Genomic DNA, 20,117 nt, shown 5'->3' on the forward strand with positions numbered 1-20,117 from the left:
TCCACTAATACTATACCATAAACTGGAATAACTCACTATTAAGAGGTTGTAAAAATAATGGAGATAAGGAACATAAGGAAATACTTTGGAGAGTTTATAGTAGGGTGATATTGTCTTTCTCCACTGCTATAAATCTATTTAGAAGGACACGAGCGGTAAATTAATAGTAGCACTAGAGATAACTTTCCAATGCTACTAATTCGAGAAAACTATAAATACCTATTTCAGATGACTTGGCAGGGCTGCCTTTATCCAGTTTCCCAAGGAGAAGACTATCCAAGTTACTTTGGAGGATTTAGGATAATGGCTAAACTCTCCACCTTTTTAGTCAATTCGCCTTTCTGTTTATTAGTTAAGTATTTTACAAAGTTATTGTTTCTAAAAATCTTTTCCAGTTTTGCAACTAACTTTAAAGTTAGTTTATACATATCCGCATGGCTGCTTTTAGTATGGACGGCAAGCAAACTATTTTCACTGACAATTTCTTTCACGGTTTCAAAGTTTCTTGATTGTTGTAAAACGATTTCGTCAATACACTCTTTCACTTTATCTTCCGTTATGTCTTTGAATGCTTTTTCTTTCGTAACCTTCTCAATGACTTCCAGTTTAGCTTTATTAATCTCTTTATTTATATATCTATCTACAATATAATTTTTTATTTCTCACTTACATTCAATTTATGAATAATCGTAAATCCATGCCTACCTGCACCAGTTTTTCTTCCCCTTCTTATCCAGTCAGGGTTTACATCAGAACCTTTTCTATATTTAGCGATAGTCTTCTCGGTAACATTACAGAGGCTTGCTAGTAACTTCACATCATACAATTCATTTTCCAATAATCGATTGATCATCTCTTCAAGCTGATACGCTGTTCGCTTCTTCGTTTGGAACTCTATCCTCAGTCTTTTAATGATTCGATCCTCTTCGGATGTGTAATTTTCTATAAAGCAATCCGCGTACTTCTTACCTAAAAACTGCAGCGCATAAAAACGCCGATAACCTTCGACCAATACATAGGTATCTTCACTTTCCAGTTGAACAATTAAGGGAGCTATCAATCCATTTCGGCTAATATCCATCTCTAAGCTTAAATCCTTCTCATTTTTCCTAAAGGATGTTTCTAGTCGAATTTGGGAAAGTTCAATCTCCCTTGGCTGTTCAAACATGTGCTCAACCACCCATTTCATTTTTACTAATGATTATTCAGGTCGTAAGTTGTCCTATTACAATAATTGGGGGTTAATTTTTATGGCAGCTTAATAATAGAGGATATTGCATTTTTTATTTGTAGATTGATTCAAGATATTTAATTATAATCCTATAAAAGCAACTATATTTGTGAATTTTGCTATATATGGTTCTTCAAATAGTATAAACGGTCGTTCATTTATAATGGATAAACCAATCAGTAATGCGATTATAGTAAAACTGTATATTGTGTATCGACCAGATGCAAATTTCCTGCTATATTTGATTTTTATTGCATAGAGTATTGGTAGTAATAGCCCCACTGTTACCCCAAACATATTGGCAAGGGCATCCAAAAACTCAGCACTCCTATCAGGCAACCAAAATTGTCTGTACTCTTCCAAGATACCGATAATCACCAATGTTATCCAAAGGTAACCTAATCTTCTTTTTACAGAATGCTTTTCTGATAAAAGGAGCATAAAAATTCCTGAGAGTACTGAAATAACTACATAACCCACAAAGTGCATCTGTTTATCCATTCCGAAAATAAGTTCATAATCGATATGCATTTTCATCCCCCTTCATAACAGGATAATCATATATAACCGGTAATAAACTTCAATTTCTTATAATGATTCTTTTTTTGCAATGGTGTAGCTGATACCGCTAAAAGTCTCCTAATTTTTCCTGCATTCATATATAACACATCATAAGTGCTTATTATTTGGCTAATAGATAGTCCTTTTCCTTAAAGTTACCATACAATTTATGTAAAAGTTGGTTTTTAAGAAATAAATCTATCCTTATATTCATCTCTCAATTCATTGAGCATTTAAATTATTACAAAATTTTGAATCATTTTCCAATACCAAGACGCCATTTGTCGAAAAGAGTAAAATGAAATTAGATAGTTCATTAATAAATCACAAAAGAGTCGAGGAGAGTGAGAAGATGAAGATGGAAGAAATGTTGCGTGATATTGATTTAGCAAAGCAGCTAGAAAATTTAATAAAGAATAATAGTGATCTACAATTGAGGTGGGTATCTGGATACACCGACATTAATGGCCGAACAGAATACCGCGAATATTTAACGATGGAGCAGCAGCACGCGAATCATCAATGGGTAGAGCATTTTTTAAAAGAATTTAATCCCGTTTATGAGCAACTAACCCTGTACACGGAGTATTATTACCTACGAACGGAATCACTCATAAAGGATTCATACAATCTTGAAGAATTACAGTCCATCGAAATGGACTACATAACAATCGCAAAGGAACTCCTCATGAGCAGGAAGGCACGTGTGAAGAGGCTCGAGTCACTGGACGCGCTAGAACTGGATCGGCGAGACATTTCCAAACACAAGTTGCTCTACTTAGCAGCAAACACACCATCAACATTGGAGCTTTATGAAACCATTGAAAACAAGATGCGAAAAAATCCTGACCTCTTCCCTACCCAGACAACAAAGACAACCCAACAACTAACGAAATGTTTCACTCAAATTCAGGACGCAATTGATACACTCCTAGCAAATCCAAATGACGAAATGATTTCATACACCTTAGCCACCCTGTTAATTCATTTTTATCCGGCTTTAAAAGTGGTAATAGAGGCGATGCAAGGGAGAAATATGTATTTGAATTAAGTTTGGATTTATTTAGCAAGGACAGGAGCATTCAATTTGTAGTGGCACTAAAGATAACTATCTAATGCCACTACTATGTTTGTACTTAAATATTCGCCTAGTTGGCTAGGATTTAGAGTTACTTCTATTTTATAAATCTATGCAAAATAATTGACGAACAGAAATTAGATGTATATTTAGTAGCGTGACGAATATACCAGCCGAGCCATTAAGCGCAGCGGGTAATTCAGTAAATCACTCTATCCCTTAAAATTCTTCTCAAACCGCCATGAATCACGGCACATTGCAACAAGATTACGTTTTGCTTTCCAACCTAATTCTTGCTCCGCTTTTGAAGCATCAGCATAACAAGAAGCGATATCTCCAGGTCTCCGAGCCACGATATCATATGGGACTTCAATATCATTAGCTTCTTCAAAGGCTTTTACTAATTCCAGTACACTAGTACCTTTTCCAGTCCCTAGATTATATACATGTATACCTGCAGTTAGATTTTCTAATGCAGCAACATGGCCTTCAGCAAGATCTACTACATGAATATAGTCACGTACTCCTGTGCCGTCCACCGTCGGATAATCATCTCCAAACACTCGTAATTTCTCAAGTTTACCTTTTGCTACTTGAGTAATAAATGGCATTAGATTATTAGGAATTCCGTTAGGTGCCTCACCTATTTGTCCGCTCTTATGTGCACCTACTGGATTGAAATATCGAAGAATTGAAACTGAAAAAGCAGGGTTTGCATTTACTATATCAGTAAGAATCCTCTCACTCATGGCCTTCGTTTCTCCGTAAGGATTAGTCGTTGGTAAAAGATCCATAGTTTCCACAAAAGGTACTTTATTATCTCCATACACGGTTGCTGATGAACTAAATACAAAACGATTTACACCATATTTCTTACAAGCTTTTATAAGAACCATAGTGCTCACAATGTTATTGTAATAATATTCTAGTGGTTTCTCTACTGATTCGCCAACCGCTTTAAGACCAGCAAAGTGAATAACTCCATCAATCTTGTAATTTCTAAAAATAATATCAACAGCTTGTGAATCTGTTACATCAATCTCGTAAAAAGTTACTTCTTTATCAGCTATATCCATGATTTTCATAATAGTCTCACTGTTACTGTTAGAAAGATTATCGGCAATAATGACTGAATGTCCTGCTTCAAGCAAAGCGACACAAGTATGAGAGCCTATATATCCGGCACCGCCGGTTACTAGTATGTTCAGAATAAAAACCTCCTTTATAAGCTTTGACTGTTTTGTAAGGAGTAATGTTAATATGCAACTTTATTTGGAGAAAGAGCATGTTATTTAAATACTGTTTATTCAAAGTTGCAACTATTGTATTTTTCACTACAAAATACATATGAGTGAAAAACAAATATAAAAAAGATTAATTACTTCTTAATTATTAACTCCCTACTATATTAATTCCATTTAATTTTTAGATAGCTTGGAGAATGAATGCTTTCCAGCCAATAGAGGGGTTATAAAGCCATGACTAACACTGTTTGATAGTATTCAACTACTCCTTTCGTCTTACTACCCTTAAAAATATACCTTTGAAATACTTAAATTCCTCAGTTTTATTAAAAAGTATTAAAAATAAAATATTCGGTACAAAGATGCATATTATTATATTTTTTACCAAATCCAATATATTATCGTTAATTGGTATAAGTTTTGTAACACCTAGTGTGCAAGTGAAAACAAATATCATAACAAGCAGATAAAAAATATGCTCTTTAAAAAAATTATAAATTTCTTTTTTAAATAATGGTTTATATACATATTTTGGATAACTATAAATATATAATATCAAGGTACTTACTATAGTGCCTATTAAAACACCAGCGAGGCCAAATATTTCAACTAATATTAAGGAGGCAACTAAATTAATTAAAGACTCATATAATGGTATATATCTATCCTCATAGTAAATACCAGCAGCCTCTTTATACATATTGATTATTTTCCGCATACCTTGAACATAGAAATTAAAACATATAATTAACAAAATATATTTTGGCAATAAATAATCTGACCCAATCCAGACTTTTATAAAGGCATCATTTATATTGTAAATACTTATGGTAGCAAAACTAACGAGCCAAAAGTTAAGGAAGTTTAGTTTTTTGTATATATCAAATGATTTTTTATTATTATTTTCTGTTAATAGATTTCCAATACTTGCTGTTACGCCTACTAAAACTCTAGAGAATAAAGTTGAAATAGTAGTGGCAATGAGGATATAGTTAGTATATATTCCAAGAGTTGCTATACCTAAAAAGGTAGAGATAATCATATTATCTGTTCCCACGACTATAAAACTTCCAATTTTATGAAACAGCAAGCCCTTAACTCTCTCAATAATGTTATTTACTATTCCCTTCTCTAATTTTTGTACATTTTTGTCTTTTAAGTATGGATACATTCTATTTGTTATTAAATTTATAATAATGTTTTCAATCAATCTGAATCCAATTTTAATTAATAGATATAATATGTAACTACCAGTTGATATTAAAATTAGGATTTGAGCGATATTCATGAATACTGTATATAAAACATCCATTATATTTACTATATAATTTTTTTGATTTGCAAAAAGTATTGATCTTTTATACGTAAATAGATAAGAAAACACGGTATCACACAGGAATAATATATATATTAAGTATATACTTTCATGAATAGAGTAAGAATCAATCATCAAGTTAAGGAATGGCATAATACATAATCCTAAAACCAAGACAATGCATGCAATTACTCTATAACAAATCTTATAAAATCTCATTAAAGATTTAATTTTTTCTTTATCATTTTCGGCTATTGGCTTATACATATTGACTACAATAGCTGAAGCTATTCCTAGTTCTGCCAAAGCTAACATAGAAATAATACTGGTAAATAAGCTGTCTAGTCCTAAATATTCTGTTCCTAAAATATTAATAAAAATTGCCCTAGAAACAAAACTAATTAATATTGTTATAAAATACTGGACAATTGCGGCCCAAGTATTCTTTACCGAATTTAGTAATCTCATTCTTTCTCCTACTCTATATTTATAAATTACTAAATAATTTAAATATATATCATTCTCCAACAAGTTTCTTAGATTTCATTTGAATAAAAGGGTTTTATATTTAAATGGAACTTACGAATATTATTCATAGTCGTTTAATAATCAAAAAAAGTTATAAGAAAGATTGTTTTTATAAATAAAGAATAGCATTCCCCACCGAATGATTATTATTAAAATCAACAGAAGTTGAATAATATCCAATTTTTTATAAACGGTAAATCTCAATAAACTTCTCTGCTGTAATTCTGCTTTCAAAATAGCTAAACTAGTTGGAGCCAAAATAATTGTCATTGAAGAAAAACGCATAAACACATCATAATTACTAATTGATGTAATAGCAAAAATAATAATATATGTTACAAATAAATAGTATTTATTATATTGGTAATTTTTTATAGACCTTTTAGCCTTGGAAAACAAAAATATCATTATTACACCTAAAACAACTATTGCTACAAATGTCAATATCGCAGTAAAGTAATCATTTCGAATACTATTAATATTAGTTACTACCTTGGATTGAAGATAATCAAAGAATCTTATGGATGTATAACTACTTAATAAAGCTGGAAGTTTATCTGCAAAAATTGTCCAGACAGCTATTATTCCAAATATTACATACTGCAAACCTTTTTTGCTAATTAACAAAATAATTCTGAACAACAGTAATACGGCTACACTTGAATGAAATAAACAAAGACAAATATAAACAACCCAACAGAAAAGTCGATTTTTTCTTTCAACCAAATCTTTATATAAAAAATAAGCAAAAATCCCAAATGCTAACATATTTCTTATTCCACTTAAAGCACTAAAAAAATCAAATGATAAAATAAAAAAGAAAGATAAAGCAACCATCCAATTTTTACTAAGATCATTTTTTACTCCGACTCTATAAATAGTTTTAAAAACCAAATAATAGATTATAAACATTGTTATTGCAGGTAGGTATCCATTACTAGGTAAAAAACTTATAAAATAAAAATAATATCCGTAAAGCGGTTGATATTTATACAATGGGTTGGATTCCACAGCACTCCATCCATAACTCCTTATTAAATCTAAAAACTCAAAATGACGATACAAATCTAATTCATTGAATGGTTCAAAAAAGAAGGCTAGTACTGCCAGTGATAAGGAAGCAAGTACAAAGAATTTATTTAAATTTTCACGTTTAAATGTTAGGGATACCATATATAGAAAAAATATAACCATCAAAAATATTAACATGCTAATCCCCCACTAATACCTTATTTTATAAATTAAATATATCAACTTGGGGAAGTGCTTAATTAAAAACAAAAAAATAACTTCCGAATAGCTACTATTTTGCTTGCTTCTTTTGGCAGTATCCCAAATTATGCTCTTGGTCCAGCCATCAACTATATTATGTGCCTGAAGAATAGTATTACTTTGAGAAACAGCTAGCTCATAAAGACAATTTTTTATACTTCTTTTACAATATTGTTCGAGTAAATTTTTTGAGTCAGTTGGAGATAGATTATAGGAAGTAAAATAATTCGACATGTATTTAAACATCATTTCACACATAGCAAATCTATCTGCTCTGTATTTTAAACTAAGCGAACTATCATTCAAACAATAGTGATATAGTGTGTCACTAACTGTTTCGACACTACTAATATATTTAAAGCACTCAAAATAAAAAAACTGATCTTCAAACAATGAAATATCAGTTCGAAATTTGACTTCATTTTCAGTTAATATTGATCTTCTTATTAGCTTGTTGCATGTAAATCCAAACATATTCTGTCGAATCAAATATACCATTGCTTCTTTTGGATCCTTATATAAGCGATTAATAAGTAAATGTTCTTTGAAAACCCCAGAATCTTTTACTAATTTAAAGCCAAAAAATATAATATCTACAAATCTTTTATTTAAATTTTCAACTAGAACTTCAACCGTTTTAACATTTATATAATCATCCGCATCAACAAATTGTACATATTCTCCAGTTGCTATTTCAATTCCTTTATTTCTCGCAGATGATGCACCTAAGTTATTTTGGGTGAGTAACTTAATTCGCCTATCCTCTTTCGAGAATGATTGGCATATATCATAAGTAGAATCTATAGAACCATCGTCAATAACAATTATTTCGATATTTTTATATGTCTGATTCAAAATACTAGACAAACATCTACTTATTGTCTTCTCAGCATTATATGCTGGCACAATAAAGCTAATTTTCATTTTTTAATTACTCCCGTTAACAACATTTTTCTAATATAGATAATTGTATAATACATTTTAAATCTAAATAATACTAAAAATACCCTATTTTGAATTCCATTAACACGTATATATTTTAATATTTCTTTTATTCTAATATGGCAAAAAATAGTATTAATTTTATTCTTTTTATCTTTTATTGTTAGGGACTTATTCATAACTACATGATCTATTGAATGTTTAACTACATTAAAAATTTCTAGGTTATGCTGTTCTTTTACTTTAGAATGACTTAAGGCATCAATCTTTTTAAACATTTCTTCTATATTATCGAAATTCTCCATCATCATTTCAAAATAGTTATTAAATACATTTTTTGAGGATTGGCTAGGGTTCTCATAATAATTATAAAGACAGTCTTTTGTAATGAATACATCATTACAATTTTCTAAATAATTTACATTAAAATATCCATCTTCGCCCATTCTTATTCTAGTAGGGTATAGTATTTTATTCTCTTTAATAATACTTAATTTATATAGTTTATTCCAAGGAGCGTTCATAATACCTGCATTAAAAAAATCCCAAAACTTTAAGATTATATCTTTATTGGTCAATCTCTGGTCATTAATAGCTATTTGTTCAATTGAAATTTTGTTAGTATTACATTTATTATATCCACAAATGACTAAATCTGTTTCTTCCTTTTCAATTATTGATACTAGTTTATCTATTGCTAGAAGGTCCAACTCGTCATCTGCATCTACAAACATTATATATGTTCCTGTGGCTCTTTCTATTCCTATATTCCTAGCATTTGAGACTCCTTTATTAGGACTGTCGACAACAATGATATTATCATTGATTTGTGAATTTCTTCTACAAATTGATAAACTATTATCAATTGACCCATCATTAACTAAAACCAATTCTATATTTTTATAGGTCTGACTAATTACTGAATCAATACACTTTTGTAGATATTGTTCAGCATTATAAATTGGTATGATTACACTAACTTTTTTACCCATCTTTTTACACCTAACTTTTCAAATCACATTTTTTAATATAATTTCGTATATGCCTCAACCATATCTAAAATATTATATTGCTCTGATAATAGTTTAGAATTAGCAGCAAAATTTTTACGGGTATTTTCGTTAATAGTTATCTCTATCATAGCATTTGATAAAGACTCTATATCTCTTGTAGGTACAATTAGCCCATTATATTCATGTTTAACTAGATCAATTACACCGCCTGCAGCTGTGGTAATAATCGGTAAGCCTGTTGCCATAGCTTCAATAACTGAAAGCGGAAATCCTTCGAAATCAGAACTCATTATAAACACATCAGACATTCGTAAGTGCTCAGAAACGTTAGTAACATTTCCCCTAAATGATACTCTATCATGTATACCCAAGTTTTTTGTTAGTTGTATCATGCCTTGCTGCAAAGGGCCATCACCTAATAATGTCAAATATATGTCAGGACATTGTTTAGACGCACTTGCAAAAGCCTTTAATAACAATTCATGGTTTTTAACTCCCCAAAAACTAGCAACTGAAATAAAATTTATCCTATTTGAACTACTTTCTATTCTCTGTTTTTCAGGATACCTTTTCAAATCAATCCCATTATATATTAATGGAACCTTATCACTAGAAAGCCGATAATAATCAATCATAGTATCTTTAACGTAATCACAGATTGCAACAGGGATGTAACCCCAATATTTAAACGCAACTTTATATAAAAATCTCAAATATCCACCTCCATCGTGTTGAGCAATGCTGTGGACGGTATATATTCGGGTATTTACCTTTGTAAATAAAGTTGCTAGTGAAGTATAAATAAGTGCTCTTAAATGAACATGAACAACATCAACTTTTTGTCTACGTAGCACCTTCATTAATCTGAATATTGTTTTTATGCTAAAACCCTTTTCCTTCCTTAAAAAAGCCACATCAAACTTTTCACAAATATTTTTTTCAAATGATGTGTTAGCTTCCTCTTCAATAATAATAAAGATTACATTGAATCTTCTGCTATCCAATGAATTAGCAATATCAATTGCAATTTTTTGCCCCCCACCAATTTTCAAACTGGGTAACACCATTGCAATAGTAATCCTATACTCATTTCTATTATTAATATCAACTTTATTAGTTTCCATTAGCAAATCACCACGTTATATTGATAGGGTATACTCTTAAAACAAATAAATAAGAATAAGAACTTATTATTTTACCTCAATATTATTCCCATTAAATTCTTGTAACATATTTTTAAAAAATAAATTAAAGTTTTTATTTGAATTATACCTTTCATTCCAAAATTTTATTGATTCATTACTTTTATCAATATAACTTTCAATCTTATTTATCCTTTGTTTAATAAAACTATTTACGCCGCTATATACTTGTTCAAATTCAATATTATTTCTAATTAAATATCCATTTTTTTCATTAATAATCTCACTTAATCCACCAACATCACGAGCCATAACTGGTATTCCTGCTGACATTGCTTCCATTATAGAAACTGGAACACCTTCAGAATCACTCATATTAATAAAGAAGTCAACATCGTATTTTATATATGTTTTTAGAATATCAGAATTATCTATCTGTCCTAGAAAATAATAATCTTTATCCTTAAGCTTTTCTTTAGCGTATAATTCCATTTGACTTTTTTGTTTACCATTACCAATGTGAATCCACTTAACTGGAATCTCAATATTAGCAATGACATCAATTATCAAATCTAATCTTTTAACATCTGTTATCGATGAGCAAGATGCAATACAAATTTTTTCTTTGTTAAATATCGTCTTTTTTAGGCTATTTGGATTATATGTTCCTAATCTAGATATAGTTTTTTTAGTCCCTGAATTACTCTTTTTATACTTATTTTTATAATAATTTAAACCATGTTCTGAGATAGGGTGAATTTCATCTAAATTCTTATCTATGAAACTTCTAAAAGGCAAATAATTTGTTGTATTCCTTTCTTCATATAGATCATACCCATGTGCCCTTGAGATCAGTTTTTTAACGTTACCTTTTCTATTAATATTGTAGTTTGCAACTGTATAAGCACCTCTTGTTAGCCAAAAAGAATACAAATATAAGTTCTCACCAGCATTTTTTTCTATTTCTCTATCAATATATTTTTTAGAACTAATATAAAATATCCCATAGTAAAATATATATAGTGACCTAGAGAAATCTTTCTTAGTGAACGCAAAGGTTTTTCTTATTTCCTTAATTGTATCTTTGCTAAAAAGCCACTTATAAAAATGAACATTTAATAATGAGCCCAATATGTTTGTATTTACCACATAATATTTAAAACCTTTTTGTTCCGCTATTTTGGAAAAGGTATGTTTATTACCTGGGTATGAGATTACAATAACTTCATCGAAATACTTTGTAATATAATCCACTTCATTTAAAAAAAATACTGCATCAGCAGTACCAGGTAAGACAATTATTTTATTCATGCTCATGCTAACACTTCGCTTTTTAAAGAATTATCTTGAATATATTGGATTATGACATCCGAAACCTCATTAATCTCGTCGATAGTCAAATATGGATGCATCGGTAATGATAATACTGTATCACAGAGAGAATTTGTTACTATAAAACTCTTATCATAATGCTCTAAATTTGAAAAAGCACCCTGCCTATGCATCGGCTTAACATAATAAATCATGCTTGGTATACCGTATTCTTTCAAATGTGCTTGTAAACCATTTCGTTGTTCCTTGTTTTTTAACTTGATAGTATATTGAGCAAAACTCGAATAGAATCCCTCTGGAATAAATGGCGTTTCTACAACTCCATTTAATCTATCCGTATAAAGCTTATATAATTGGTTTACATCTCCTAATTCATGATTAACAAACGCCCTTAGCTTAATTATCAAAACAGCAGCTTGAATTGTATCAAGCCTTGAATTGATGCCAATCCTAACGTTATCGTATTTATCCTCACCTTTCCCATGAATCTTTAATGAATTGAGTAATCTTGCCAAATTATCATCATTGGTAAAAATAGCCCCACCGTCACCATAACACCCTAATGGTTTAGCAGGAAAAAAGGAAGTTGTTGCAGCATGTCCAAAACTACATGCTTTTTTCCCATTAATGTTGCCTCCGAATCCTTGTGCACCATCTTCTAGCACCAATAGATCATACTTTTCTGCAATTCTCTCAATCTCAGGGTAATTTGCCGGTAAGCCAAATAAATCAACGGGAATGATCACTTTTGGTCTTAATTTTCTTTCTTCGATTGTTCTGATAATAGCTTCTTCTAATTTTACTGTATCAATATTAAATGTATCTCTGTCTACATCCACAAATACAGGAGTGGCTCCTCGAAAAGAAACAACCTCTCCACTTGCAAAAAATGTGAAGTCTGGTACAAAAACCGCATCACCTTCTTTAATTTCCCATGCCATCAAAACTAAATCCAAAGCATCAGTTCCATTCGCACAAGTAATACAGTGTTTGACTCCGACATAGTTAGCTAATTGCTTTTCTAGTTCTTTTACTTCTTTACCGCCAATAAAGTTTGCATTTGCAAATACATCTTGTACAGCCAAATCAATTTCCTGCTTATATTTTTGGTATTGAGTCTTTAAATCTCTAAATTCCATTAGCAATCAATCTCCATTACTGTATTATTTGCCTAAATCGATTTTCTCAATAAGGATTCCATCAGTTAAGGTATATTGTCTATCGCATTCATGACAGCTGAGTCTATTTTTAAGAACAGTACCACATTCACATACCCAACCAATTTGTTTTGCCGGTACGCCTGCCATTAAAGCATAATCAGGAACATCCTTAGTTATGACCCCACCTGAAGCAATCATTGCCCATCTACCAATTGTATTTCCACAGACAACCGTAGCGTTTGCTCCAATAGATGCACCGTATTTAACAAGGGTCTTCTTATAGCCTTCCATACCTTTAGGATATTTACTTCTAGGAGTTAAATCATTTGTAAATACCATTGATGGGCCACAGAAAACATAATCTTCTAATTCAACACCTTCATAAACGGATACATTGTTTTGAATTTTTACACCGTTACCAATTATAACATTATTAGATACGTTAACATTTTGTCCTAACGAGCATTTTTCACCAATACAAGCACCTTTTTGAACATGACTAAAATGCCATATTTTTGTTCCTTCGCCTATCGTTACATCTTCATCTATATAACTGCTTTCATGAACAAAAAAGCTCATCGATCAAACCGTCCTTTAAAATCCAATGTACTACACTTTTCTAATGGCAGCTTAACACTTTTACCTTCAGCAGCAGATTTATAAATAGCAAGTACAAGTTCTAATGCTCTTCTTCCATCTTCTGCTGTTACATATGGATCTCTATCATTCTGAATAGCATCAATTACATCAGCGTATAACGGTTTATGACCGAAACCATATACACTTGGAGGATTTTCTTGATAAGTTGCTTTAACTTCATCTGGATCATCTAGAGTATCAGCAAAATTCCACTCTTCTATAAGATTTACAGATTTCCCACCAGCTTTAACTGTCCCTTTATCACCAAAGATATATAACGTTTCTTCTAGGTTGTTTGGGAAAATATTAGTTGTTCCCTCAACTATTCCATAACTTCCACTTGCAAATTTTATTAAAGCCATACCTAAGTCTTCAGCTTCGATAAAATGATGTTTCATATTATCTGTCATACCCACTACTTCAACAATTTCGTCACCCATCATCCAACGTAATAGGTCAATATTATGAATACACTGATTCATTAAAGCACCGCCATCTTGTTCCCATGTACCTCGCCATAGAGCTTGTTTATAGTAATCTTCTCCACGATTCCAACGGATATGTGCAGTCCCATGGAGTAATCTTCCAAATCTCTCATCTTCAACAGCTTGTCTTATTTTTTGAATCGACTTATTGAAACGGTTTTGATGACATGCACTTACCTTTAGATTTTTTTCTTTAGCTTTTGCAATGATAGCATCCGCCTCTTCTAATGAAAGTGCGATAGGCTTTTCAATAATTAGATTACTCCCTGCTTCTAAACAATCTAAAGCAATTTGACCATGTTTACCACTTTCGGTACAAATAGCTATTAACTCTGGCTTTTCCTTTTCAAGTAGCTCTTTATAGTTAGTATACTTTGGAGTAGATTCCAAAAGGTCAAATTTTGAGATTTTATCATCCATATTTTCAGGTAATAAATCACACAACCCAACAATCTCAAGTCCATTTTCAAGAGCAGCCGCTATATGATTCGGCGATATTCTCCCACAACCAATAATTGCATATCGTAAGCTCATGTTGCTCCTCCTTTATAATAACTCGATATTTTCTCTATTTTTTACATCCGTCATAGCATTCTTAGTATCAAATATTGCCTTAGCATGTTGCTGTACGAATTCATAATCTACCATTGTATGTGCAGTTGTAACGATTACAAGGTCAGCACTTTCAATTAGTTCCTGAGTTAATTCATATTCACCCTTTTTAACTTTTCCATGATTACGATACTCTAGAACATAAGGATCAAAGAAAACAACCTCTGCACCTTCGTTTTCTAGTCCCTCAATTACTGCGAGAGCAGGACTTTCTCTATAATCTTCAATATCTTGCTTATAAGCTACACCAAGTACTAGAACCTTTGAACCATTTATGGCTTTTTTAAATCTGTTCAAGATTTTACTTGCTCTTTCTACACAGTATTCAGGCATACGATCATTAACCATCATAGAAGCTTCAATCATGGATGTATGAAAACCATATTCACGTGCTTTCCAAGAAAGATAATAAGGATCAAGCGGTATACAATGACCGCCAAGGCCTGGCCCTGGATAAAAAGCCTGGAAACCATATGGCTTAGATTTTGCTGCATCTACTACTTCCCAAAAGTTAATACCCATTTTGTTACTTAAAATAGCAAGTTCGTTTACAAGTCCAATGTTAACATTTCTATATGTGTTTTCTAAGATTTTTTCCATCTCAGCAACCGCTGGAGATGAAACACGATGTATAGGTGCTTCCAAGATACTTTCATAAAGCGCAGCTGCAACCTCAGTACATTCTGGTGTTATTCCACCAACTACTTTAGGGGTGTTTTTCGTTTTGTAAATCAAATTACCTGGGTCAACACGTTCTGGTGAAAATGCAAGAAAGAAGTCCTCACCACATTTTAAACCTGATTTTTCTAATATAGGTAATAGTAGCTCTTCGGTGGTACCTGGATAAGTAGTTGATTCCAGAACGATTAACATATCTTTATGCATGTAAGGAACAATACTTTCTGCAGAGGCTTTTACATAACTAATATCTGGTTGTTGATATTCATCAAGTGGTGTCGGGACACAAATACACACACAATCAGCTTGCGCTACTTGTGCAAAATCAGTAGTAGCTGAAAGAAGTTTTGACTTCACTATTTCCTTAAGATCTTCATTGACAACATCACCAATATAATTTATACCGGAATTAACCATATCAACTTTAGGTTCTTGTACATCAAAACCAATTGTTTTAAAGCCAGCTTTAGCTTTCTCTACCGCAAGAGGTAACCCAACATACCCAAGTCCCACTACACCTAGAGTTGCTGTTTTTTTCAGTAATTTATCTCTTAAATTGTGTACCAACGTTTCCATTGATTTCATCTCCTAAAGTAGTTTTTCAAGTTTTTCTGTTAATATTTTAAAATCATAATCTTTTGCCGCTTTCAGGGCATTGTTGCAAAAAGCTTCATATTTTTCTGCCGGAATATTATTAAAAGCAATAATGGCTTCAGCTAATTTTTCCGAGTTAGCATTATCTACTACAAGCCCACAATTATACTTTTTAATTAAGTCATAACCAACTTCACAATCTGAAAGAGTTGGTCTTCCACTAGCAAAATACTCAAACATCTTATTAAGACTTATACCATATTTTTTTAAACTATTCTGACCAAAATGCATAATATTAAGGTCACCTTTACTTAAAATAAAAGGTATTTTATTTTTTTCAATAAACCCTTTAAAAATAACATTGTCAATTCTATTTTCATCACAGTATTTCATTAAATACTCTCTATCAGATCCCTCTCCATATATTAAAAATTTAATATTTTGATACCCTTGTTCTTTAATTACTTGTGCAGCATCAATTATTTTTTTAACATTATTAGCAAGTCGAATAGATCCTGCATACACTACTTTAAAGGTATTAGGGTTTTCCAAGTCAGAATCATTAATTCTAAAATTCTCCTTATTATAATTAAACATTTCTAAATCTACACCATTATTTATATGATGTATTTTGGATATATCGATCTCTTTGCCCCACCCCTTGTCAAGAACGTAATCTTTTCCACCTTCCATAGTGAATATAATTGATCCCGCTTTTTTATAAATCCATTTTTCAAATACATACAATAATTTAATTATTGGATTATTTTTCGAAGCCAGTTTATAAGCAACTACAGATTCTGGCCATAAGTCTCTGACTTCAGATATAAATTTAGAGTTGACGTTCTTTGAAATAAAATATGGAATTATTGCAAAGATAGATTGAGGATTGCATACAATTACATCCGGTTTTATTTTTTTCTTTCTTGAAACTTTATATAGTCGAAGTGGAAATTGCAACATATTAAATATCCGTTTTAATCCATTACCTGTATAGTTTGAAGTTCGAACGAAATTATATAGAACACCATCATATTCCTCTTCAATATATAATGTACCTTTATTATCTATTAAATTTTTGTTAGTATTGTGTATCGTACTAACAGAAAAGACTTCTACTCTATAACCTTTTTTCACCAAATACTTTGATAAATTATGCGTCCTCATCCTTACTTCCATATGAGGGGGCATTGTCCCATGACTAATAAACCATATAGTTTTCATAATACCTAACCTTTCTAACGCTATTAAAAATGCCAAATCTAAAATGCTTTTAATCTCATAGAAAAAACCCATTTAATAATAATATTAGGCAAATAATTTGCAATCATAAGCATAACTTTATATAAATTTCGATGTCCATCAGGATTCCATTCATTAGATACACTTTTTGCTTTAGTCCTCTCGCCAGATAAAATCAAAGTAAATATATAGGCTATCATTTTTTTATCGTATTTTAAAATAATGCTTTCTATTTCCTCTCTAGTTCTTTTTGGATTCTCCATTTCAAATGAAAGAACGGACAAATAGGCATTAGGGAAGGCCACTCTTACACTCACACGAGCGTTATTCTCAGCAGATCTATTGTAATCGACACATCGCTTTGTAGAGTATGCTACTCTTGGGTTACCTTGTGCAACTCTAGCAAACATATCTAAATCCTCTCCTACTTTTTCACCCGGTGTAAAATATCCAGCATCAACTATTGCCTGTTTTTTTATTGTTGTTGCAGATGTCCAAACGAACTCATACCTGTTCTTAAGCGTCTCCCAATAACTTAACATGCAATCATCAAAAACTTCATCACTATCATTAGAATAATTAATCCTATTTTTAGAAAGTACGATTCTATAAGCAGTAACATAAATATCACTTTCTGGATATTTTACTGTCAAACTATTAATTGTTTCTAAATAATCAGGATTCCAATAATCATCAGCATCTAGGAAAGCTATATAATTACCATTAGCTTCTTTTATACCAGTATTTCTAGCCACAGATACACCTGCATTCTTTTGTGAGACTATTCTCAATCTAGAATCAGTAATATCTTTAATTTGATCTAAGCTATCATCTGTAGACCCATCATTAACAACTATTATCTCAAAGTTGGAAAAGGTTTGTTTTAAAACACTTAGTATAGTAGCCTTTATATAATTTCTTTTATTATATAGTGGGATTACCACGGAGAACTTTTTCATTATAAAATCTTCCTTTACTTTAAGAGAATATCAAATAAATGTAAGTGCCTTATAATCTATGTTTCATCTAACTCTGAATTCCTAACACTTTCTTTAAACGAACAATAATTATATTTACTTTTTAAATTACATAAATTTATGTCATACACTAAATCGCCAAACACTTTATTTAGCGTTTTAATTCTAAGTAATCTTAATAAAGGATTAAATATTCTTGTCATTCTAACCTTTTTTCCATGAATTTCAGCTATAAGCTTAACCATTTCTGAAGTACATACATACTTCCTATTTTGAGGAAAGAATAACCCCCATCTTGTATCATCGATTAGTAATCTTACGAACTCAGATAGATTATCTATAAAAATCATACTACGCTTATTTTCTATAAAAGGAAAAATAGGCGTTTTAACGGCAAGTTTTGACAATCTAACATAATTACCTTTACAACCTTTACCATAAATCATTGGTGGGCGTATAATAGCGACATTAAATCCTTTATTTTGTAATGGTTTTATTAATTCCTCTGCCTGAAGCTTAGACTTTCCATAGTTACTTTTTGGTTTGAGAGGTGAGTCTTTATCTATAACACCACTTTCAATTCCATAAACACTCATAGAACTTAAAAATATGAATTGCTTAACCCCTTCTATTTTTGCCTTTTGAGCAACCTCAAAGGTCATGTCTCGATTAACTTTATAATAAAGATGTGCGTTTTCCTTTGTTTCCTTAATATGTGCTATTCCAGCCGCATGAAACACTACATCATACCCCGAGAAATCAATTCCCTTCCATAAATCGTCTCTTAAACTAACGGAATCAATTGTATATCTATCGGGGTAATTTCCAAGCCATTTCTCTAGACTTGTACCTATATAGCTGTTTTTCCCGGTTATCAGTATTCTTTTCATTTAGAAATGCTCTCCTTAGTACTCGCAACTTCTTTTTTAGCTCCAGTCCCACCTTCAACAACACCATCGCTTTTAACAACACTTACGATTGTCCCAAAGAAGCACTTAATATCCATCCAAAGGCTAATTTTCTCAACATACTCCCCATCCAACTTAGCCTTAATTTCGATAGGAAGCTCATCTCTACCATTAATTTGTGCCCAACCTGTCAATCCGGGTGGCACATCATTAGCGCCATATTTATCCCGTTCAGCAATCAGATCATATTGATTCCATAGTGCTGGTCTAGGCCCAATAATACTCATCTGTCCCACAAAAATATTCCAAATCTGCGGAAGTTCATCAAGCGAGGTTTTTCTCAGGAATTTACCCATCTTTGTGATATACTGTTCTGGATTACCTAATAAGTGAGTCGGAGTGTCCTTCGGTGTATCTATTCTCATAGTACGGAATTTTAAAATGTTAAAATGGAGCTTGTTAATTCCTACACGCTTTTGCTTAAACAGAACAGGGCCTCTTGAATCAATCTTAATAGCGATAATTAGAATTATAAAAATGGGAGATAAAACAATAAGTCCAATTAAAGAAAGAATGATATCTATAAATCTTTTAACCTTCATATACATCCAGCTACACTCCTTAAAATTTGTCCTTTAGTAGATTAGGACTTAATTAGAGGCTCTTTACTCTAACCAACTACTAAACCACTAATATTGTTATCTACTTTTAATAGCCACCTCGTTATCACTAGACAACGCATTTACGCAAAATAGCCCCTTATTTTAAATCCATTTCACATAGAAACCTAAGCCTGTATGGTTATGCAAGGGATGAAATAAATATATTGTGTTTTATTTATACATTTCCGTAAAATTAAATACTATATACCGTGTTTAACCACATCTGATACTCACCTCGTCATATTTATTCAATCTATTATGCAAATACAAAATAGATAATCCTGTATTTAACAACCTTACCCGAGTTTAATTTTCACTAAAACGCCTAAACCCCTTATCCCGTAAGGTGTCTAGCACTCAATCTAACTACGATACACAGTTCCTCAACTGTATTCAACCTGGCTTCAGAAGATTCCCGCCTAAAGTTAAAGTCAGCTCAACATTTCTAACAACCCCTATTTTTATGATCAACCTTCTTATTCACATCAAAATAATCCCACGA

General features: G+C 31.4%; 19 protein-coding genes. 1 reads left to right on the forward strand and 18 read right to left on the reverse strand.

The genetic code is table 11. The annotated features are described in order from the left end of the window. Positions 1-281 precede the first annotated feature (281 nt). The 3 genes from QYB95_RS16375 to QYB95_RS16385 all read right to left on the reverse strand — a co-directional run bounded on the left by QYB95_RS16375 (position 282) and on the right by QYB95_RS16385 (position 1,762). Positions 282-545, reverse strand: coding sequence for a hypothetical protein (locus QYB95_RS16375; protein WP_301139448.1), 264 nt, complete (start codon positions 543-545; stop codon positions 282-284). Between the two features lie 110 nt (positions 546-655). Beyond that, a complete protein-coding gene (locus QYB95_RS16380; RefSeq protein ID WP_301139449.1) occupies positions 656-1,168 on the reverse strand; it encodes a ParB N-terminal domain-containing protein in 513 nt (170 codons plus the stop codon). A 144-nt stretch (positions 1,169-1,312) separates the two neighbouring features. Beyond that, complete coding sequence (locus QYB95_RS16385; RefSeq protein ID WP_301139450.1) at positions 1,313-1,762, reverse strand: VanZ family protein; 450 nt, start codon at positions 1,760-1,762, stop codon at positions 1,313-1,315. A 382-nt stretch (positions 1,763-2,144) separates the two neighbouring features. Here QYB95_RS16385 and QYB95_RS16390 point away from each other — a divergent pair, with 382 nt between their 5' ends. Beyond that, positions 2,145-2,843: a hypothetical protein gene (locus QYB95_RS16390; RefSeq protein ID WP_301139451.1), complete on the forward strand. Its 699-nt coding sequence runs from the start codon at positions 2,145-2,147 to the stop codon at positions 2,841-2,843. 239 nt (positions 2,844-3,082) lie between these two features. On the opposite strand, the gene galE is transcribed toward QYB95_RS16390, so the two are convergent. The 15 genes from galE to QYB95_RS16465 all read right to left on the reverse strand — a co-directional run bounded on the left by galE (position 3,083) and on the right by QYB95_RS16465 (position 19,561). After that, positions 3,083-4,078, reverse strand: a complete 996-nt coding sequence (galE, locus tag QYB95_RS16395; protein WP_301139477.1) for a UDP-glucose 4-epimerase GalE — start codon at positions 4,076-4,078, stop codon at positions 3,083-3,085. A gap of 298 nt (positions 4,079-4,376) precedes the next feature. Beyond that, positions 4,377-5,897, reverse strand: a complete 1,521-nt coding sequence (locus tag QYB95_RS16400) for a lipopolysaccharide biosynthesis protein (RefSeq protein WP_301139452.1) — start codon at positions 5,895-5,897, stop codon at positions 4,377-4,379. A gap of 141 nt (positions 5,898-6,038) precedes the next feature. Further along, positions 6,039-7,166: a hypothetical protein gene (locus QYB95_RS16405; protein WP_301139453.1), complete on the reverse strand. Its 1,128-nt coding sequence runs from the start codon at positions 7,164-7,166 to the stop codon at positions 6,039-6,041. Positions 7,167-7,178: 12 nt separating this feature from the next. Next, positions 7,179-8,153, reverse strand: a complete 975-nt coding sequence (locus tag QYB95_RS16410) for a glycosyltransferase family 2 protein (RefSeq protein ID WP_301139454.1) — start codon at positions 8,151-8,153, stop codon at positions 7,179-7,181. Further along, positions 8,150-9,163, reverse strand: coding sequence for a glycosyltransferase family 2 protein (locus QYB95_RS16415; protein WP_301139455.1), 1,014 nt, complete (start codon positions 9,161-9,163; stop codon positions 8,150-8,152). The genes QYB95_RS16410 and QYB95_RS16415 overlap by 4 nt, the downstream gene beginning before the upstream one ends. 32 nt (positions 9,164-9,195) lie before the next feature. Next, positions 9,196-10,308, reverse strand: coding sequence for a glycosyltransferase (locus QYB95_RS16420; RefSeq protein ID WP_301139456.1), 1,113 nt, complete (start codon positions 10,306-10,308; stop codon positions 9,196-9,198). A 66-nt stretch (positions 10,309-10,374) separates the two neighbouring features. Then, positions 10,375-11,643, reverse strand: a complete 1,269-nt coding sequence (locus QYB95_RS16425; protein ID WP_301139457.1) for a glycosyltransferase — start codon at positions 11,641-11,643, stop codon at positions 10,375-10,377. Continuing rightward, on the reverse strand, positions 11,640-12,797 hold the full coding sequence (locus QYB95_RS16430; RefSeq protein ID WP_301139458.1) for a DegT/DnrJ/EryC1/StrS family aminotransferase: 1,158 nt from the start codon (positions 12,795-12,797) through the stop codon (positions 11,640-11,642). Before QYB95_RS16430 ends, QYB95_RS16425 begins: the two co-directional genes overlap by 4 nt. Before the next feature lie 24 nt (positions 12,798-12,821). Continuing rightward, positions 12,822-13,397, reverse strand: a complete 576-nt coding sequence (locus tag QYB95_RS16435; RefSeq protein ID WP_301139459.1) for an N-acetyltransferase — start codon at positions 13,395-13,397, stop codon at positions 12,822-12,824. Next, the gene (locus QYB95_RS16440; protein ID WP_301139460.1) at positions 13,394-14,476 is read right to left on the reverse strand and encodes a Gfo/Idh/MocA family protein; all 1,083 of its coding nucleotides are present in this window, start codon (positions 14,474-14,476) and stop codon (positions 13,394-13,396) included. Before QYB95_RS16440 ends, QYB95_RS16435 begins: the two co-directional genes overlap by 4 nt. A gap of 12 nt (positions 14,477-14,488) precedes the next feature. Next, positions 14,489-15,817 (reverse strand): nucleotide sugar dehydrogenase, encoded by a 1,329-nt coding sequence (locus tag QYB95_RS16445; RefSeq protein WP_425609219.1) that lies wholly within the window; start codon positions 15,815-15,817, stop codon positions 14,489-14,491. Between the two features lie 3 nt (positions 15,818-15,820). Further along, positions 15,821-17,050, reverse strand: a complete 1,230-nt coding sequence (locus tag QYB95_RS16450) for a glycosyltransferase family 4 protein (RefSeq protein WP_301139462.1) — start codon at positions 17,048-17,050, stop codon at positions 15,821-15,823. A 38-nt stretch (positions 17,051-17,088) separates the two neighbouring features. Next, a complete protein-coding gene (locus QYB95_RS16455; protein ID WP_301139463.1) occupies positions 17,089-18,027 on the reverse strand; it encodes a glycosyltransferase family 2 protein in 939 nt (312 codons plus the stop codon). Positions 18,028-18,083: 56 nt separating this feature from the next. Then, a complete protein-coding gene (locus QYB95_RS16460; protein ID WP_301139464.1) occupies positions 18,084-18,935 on the reverse strand; it encodes an NAD-dependent epimerase/dehydratase family protein in 852 nt (283 codons plus the stop codon). Next, on the reverse strand, positions 18,932-19,561 hold the full coding sequence (locus QYB95_RS16465; protein ID WP_301139465.1) for a sugar transferase: 630 nt from the start codon (positions 19,559-19,561) through the stop codon (positions 18,932-18,934). The genes QYB95_RS16460 and QYB95_RS16465 overlap by 4 nt, the downstream gene beginning before the upstream one ends. Positions 19,562-20,117: the final 556 nt, after the last annotated feature.

The organism is Ureibacillus aquaedulcis (assembly GCF_030418165.1).
Classification (GTDB): domain Bacteria; phylum Bacillota; class Bacilli; order Bacillales_A; family Planococcaceae; genus Ureibacillus; species Ureibacillus aquaedulcis.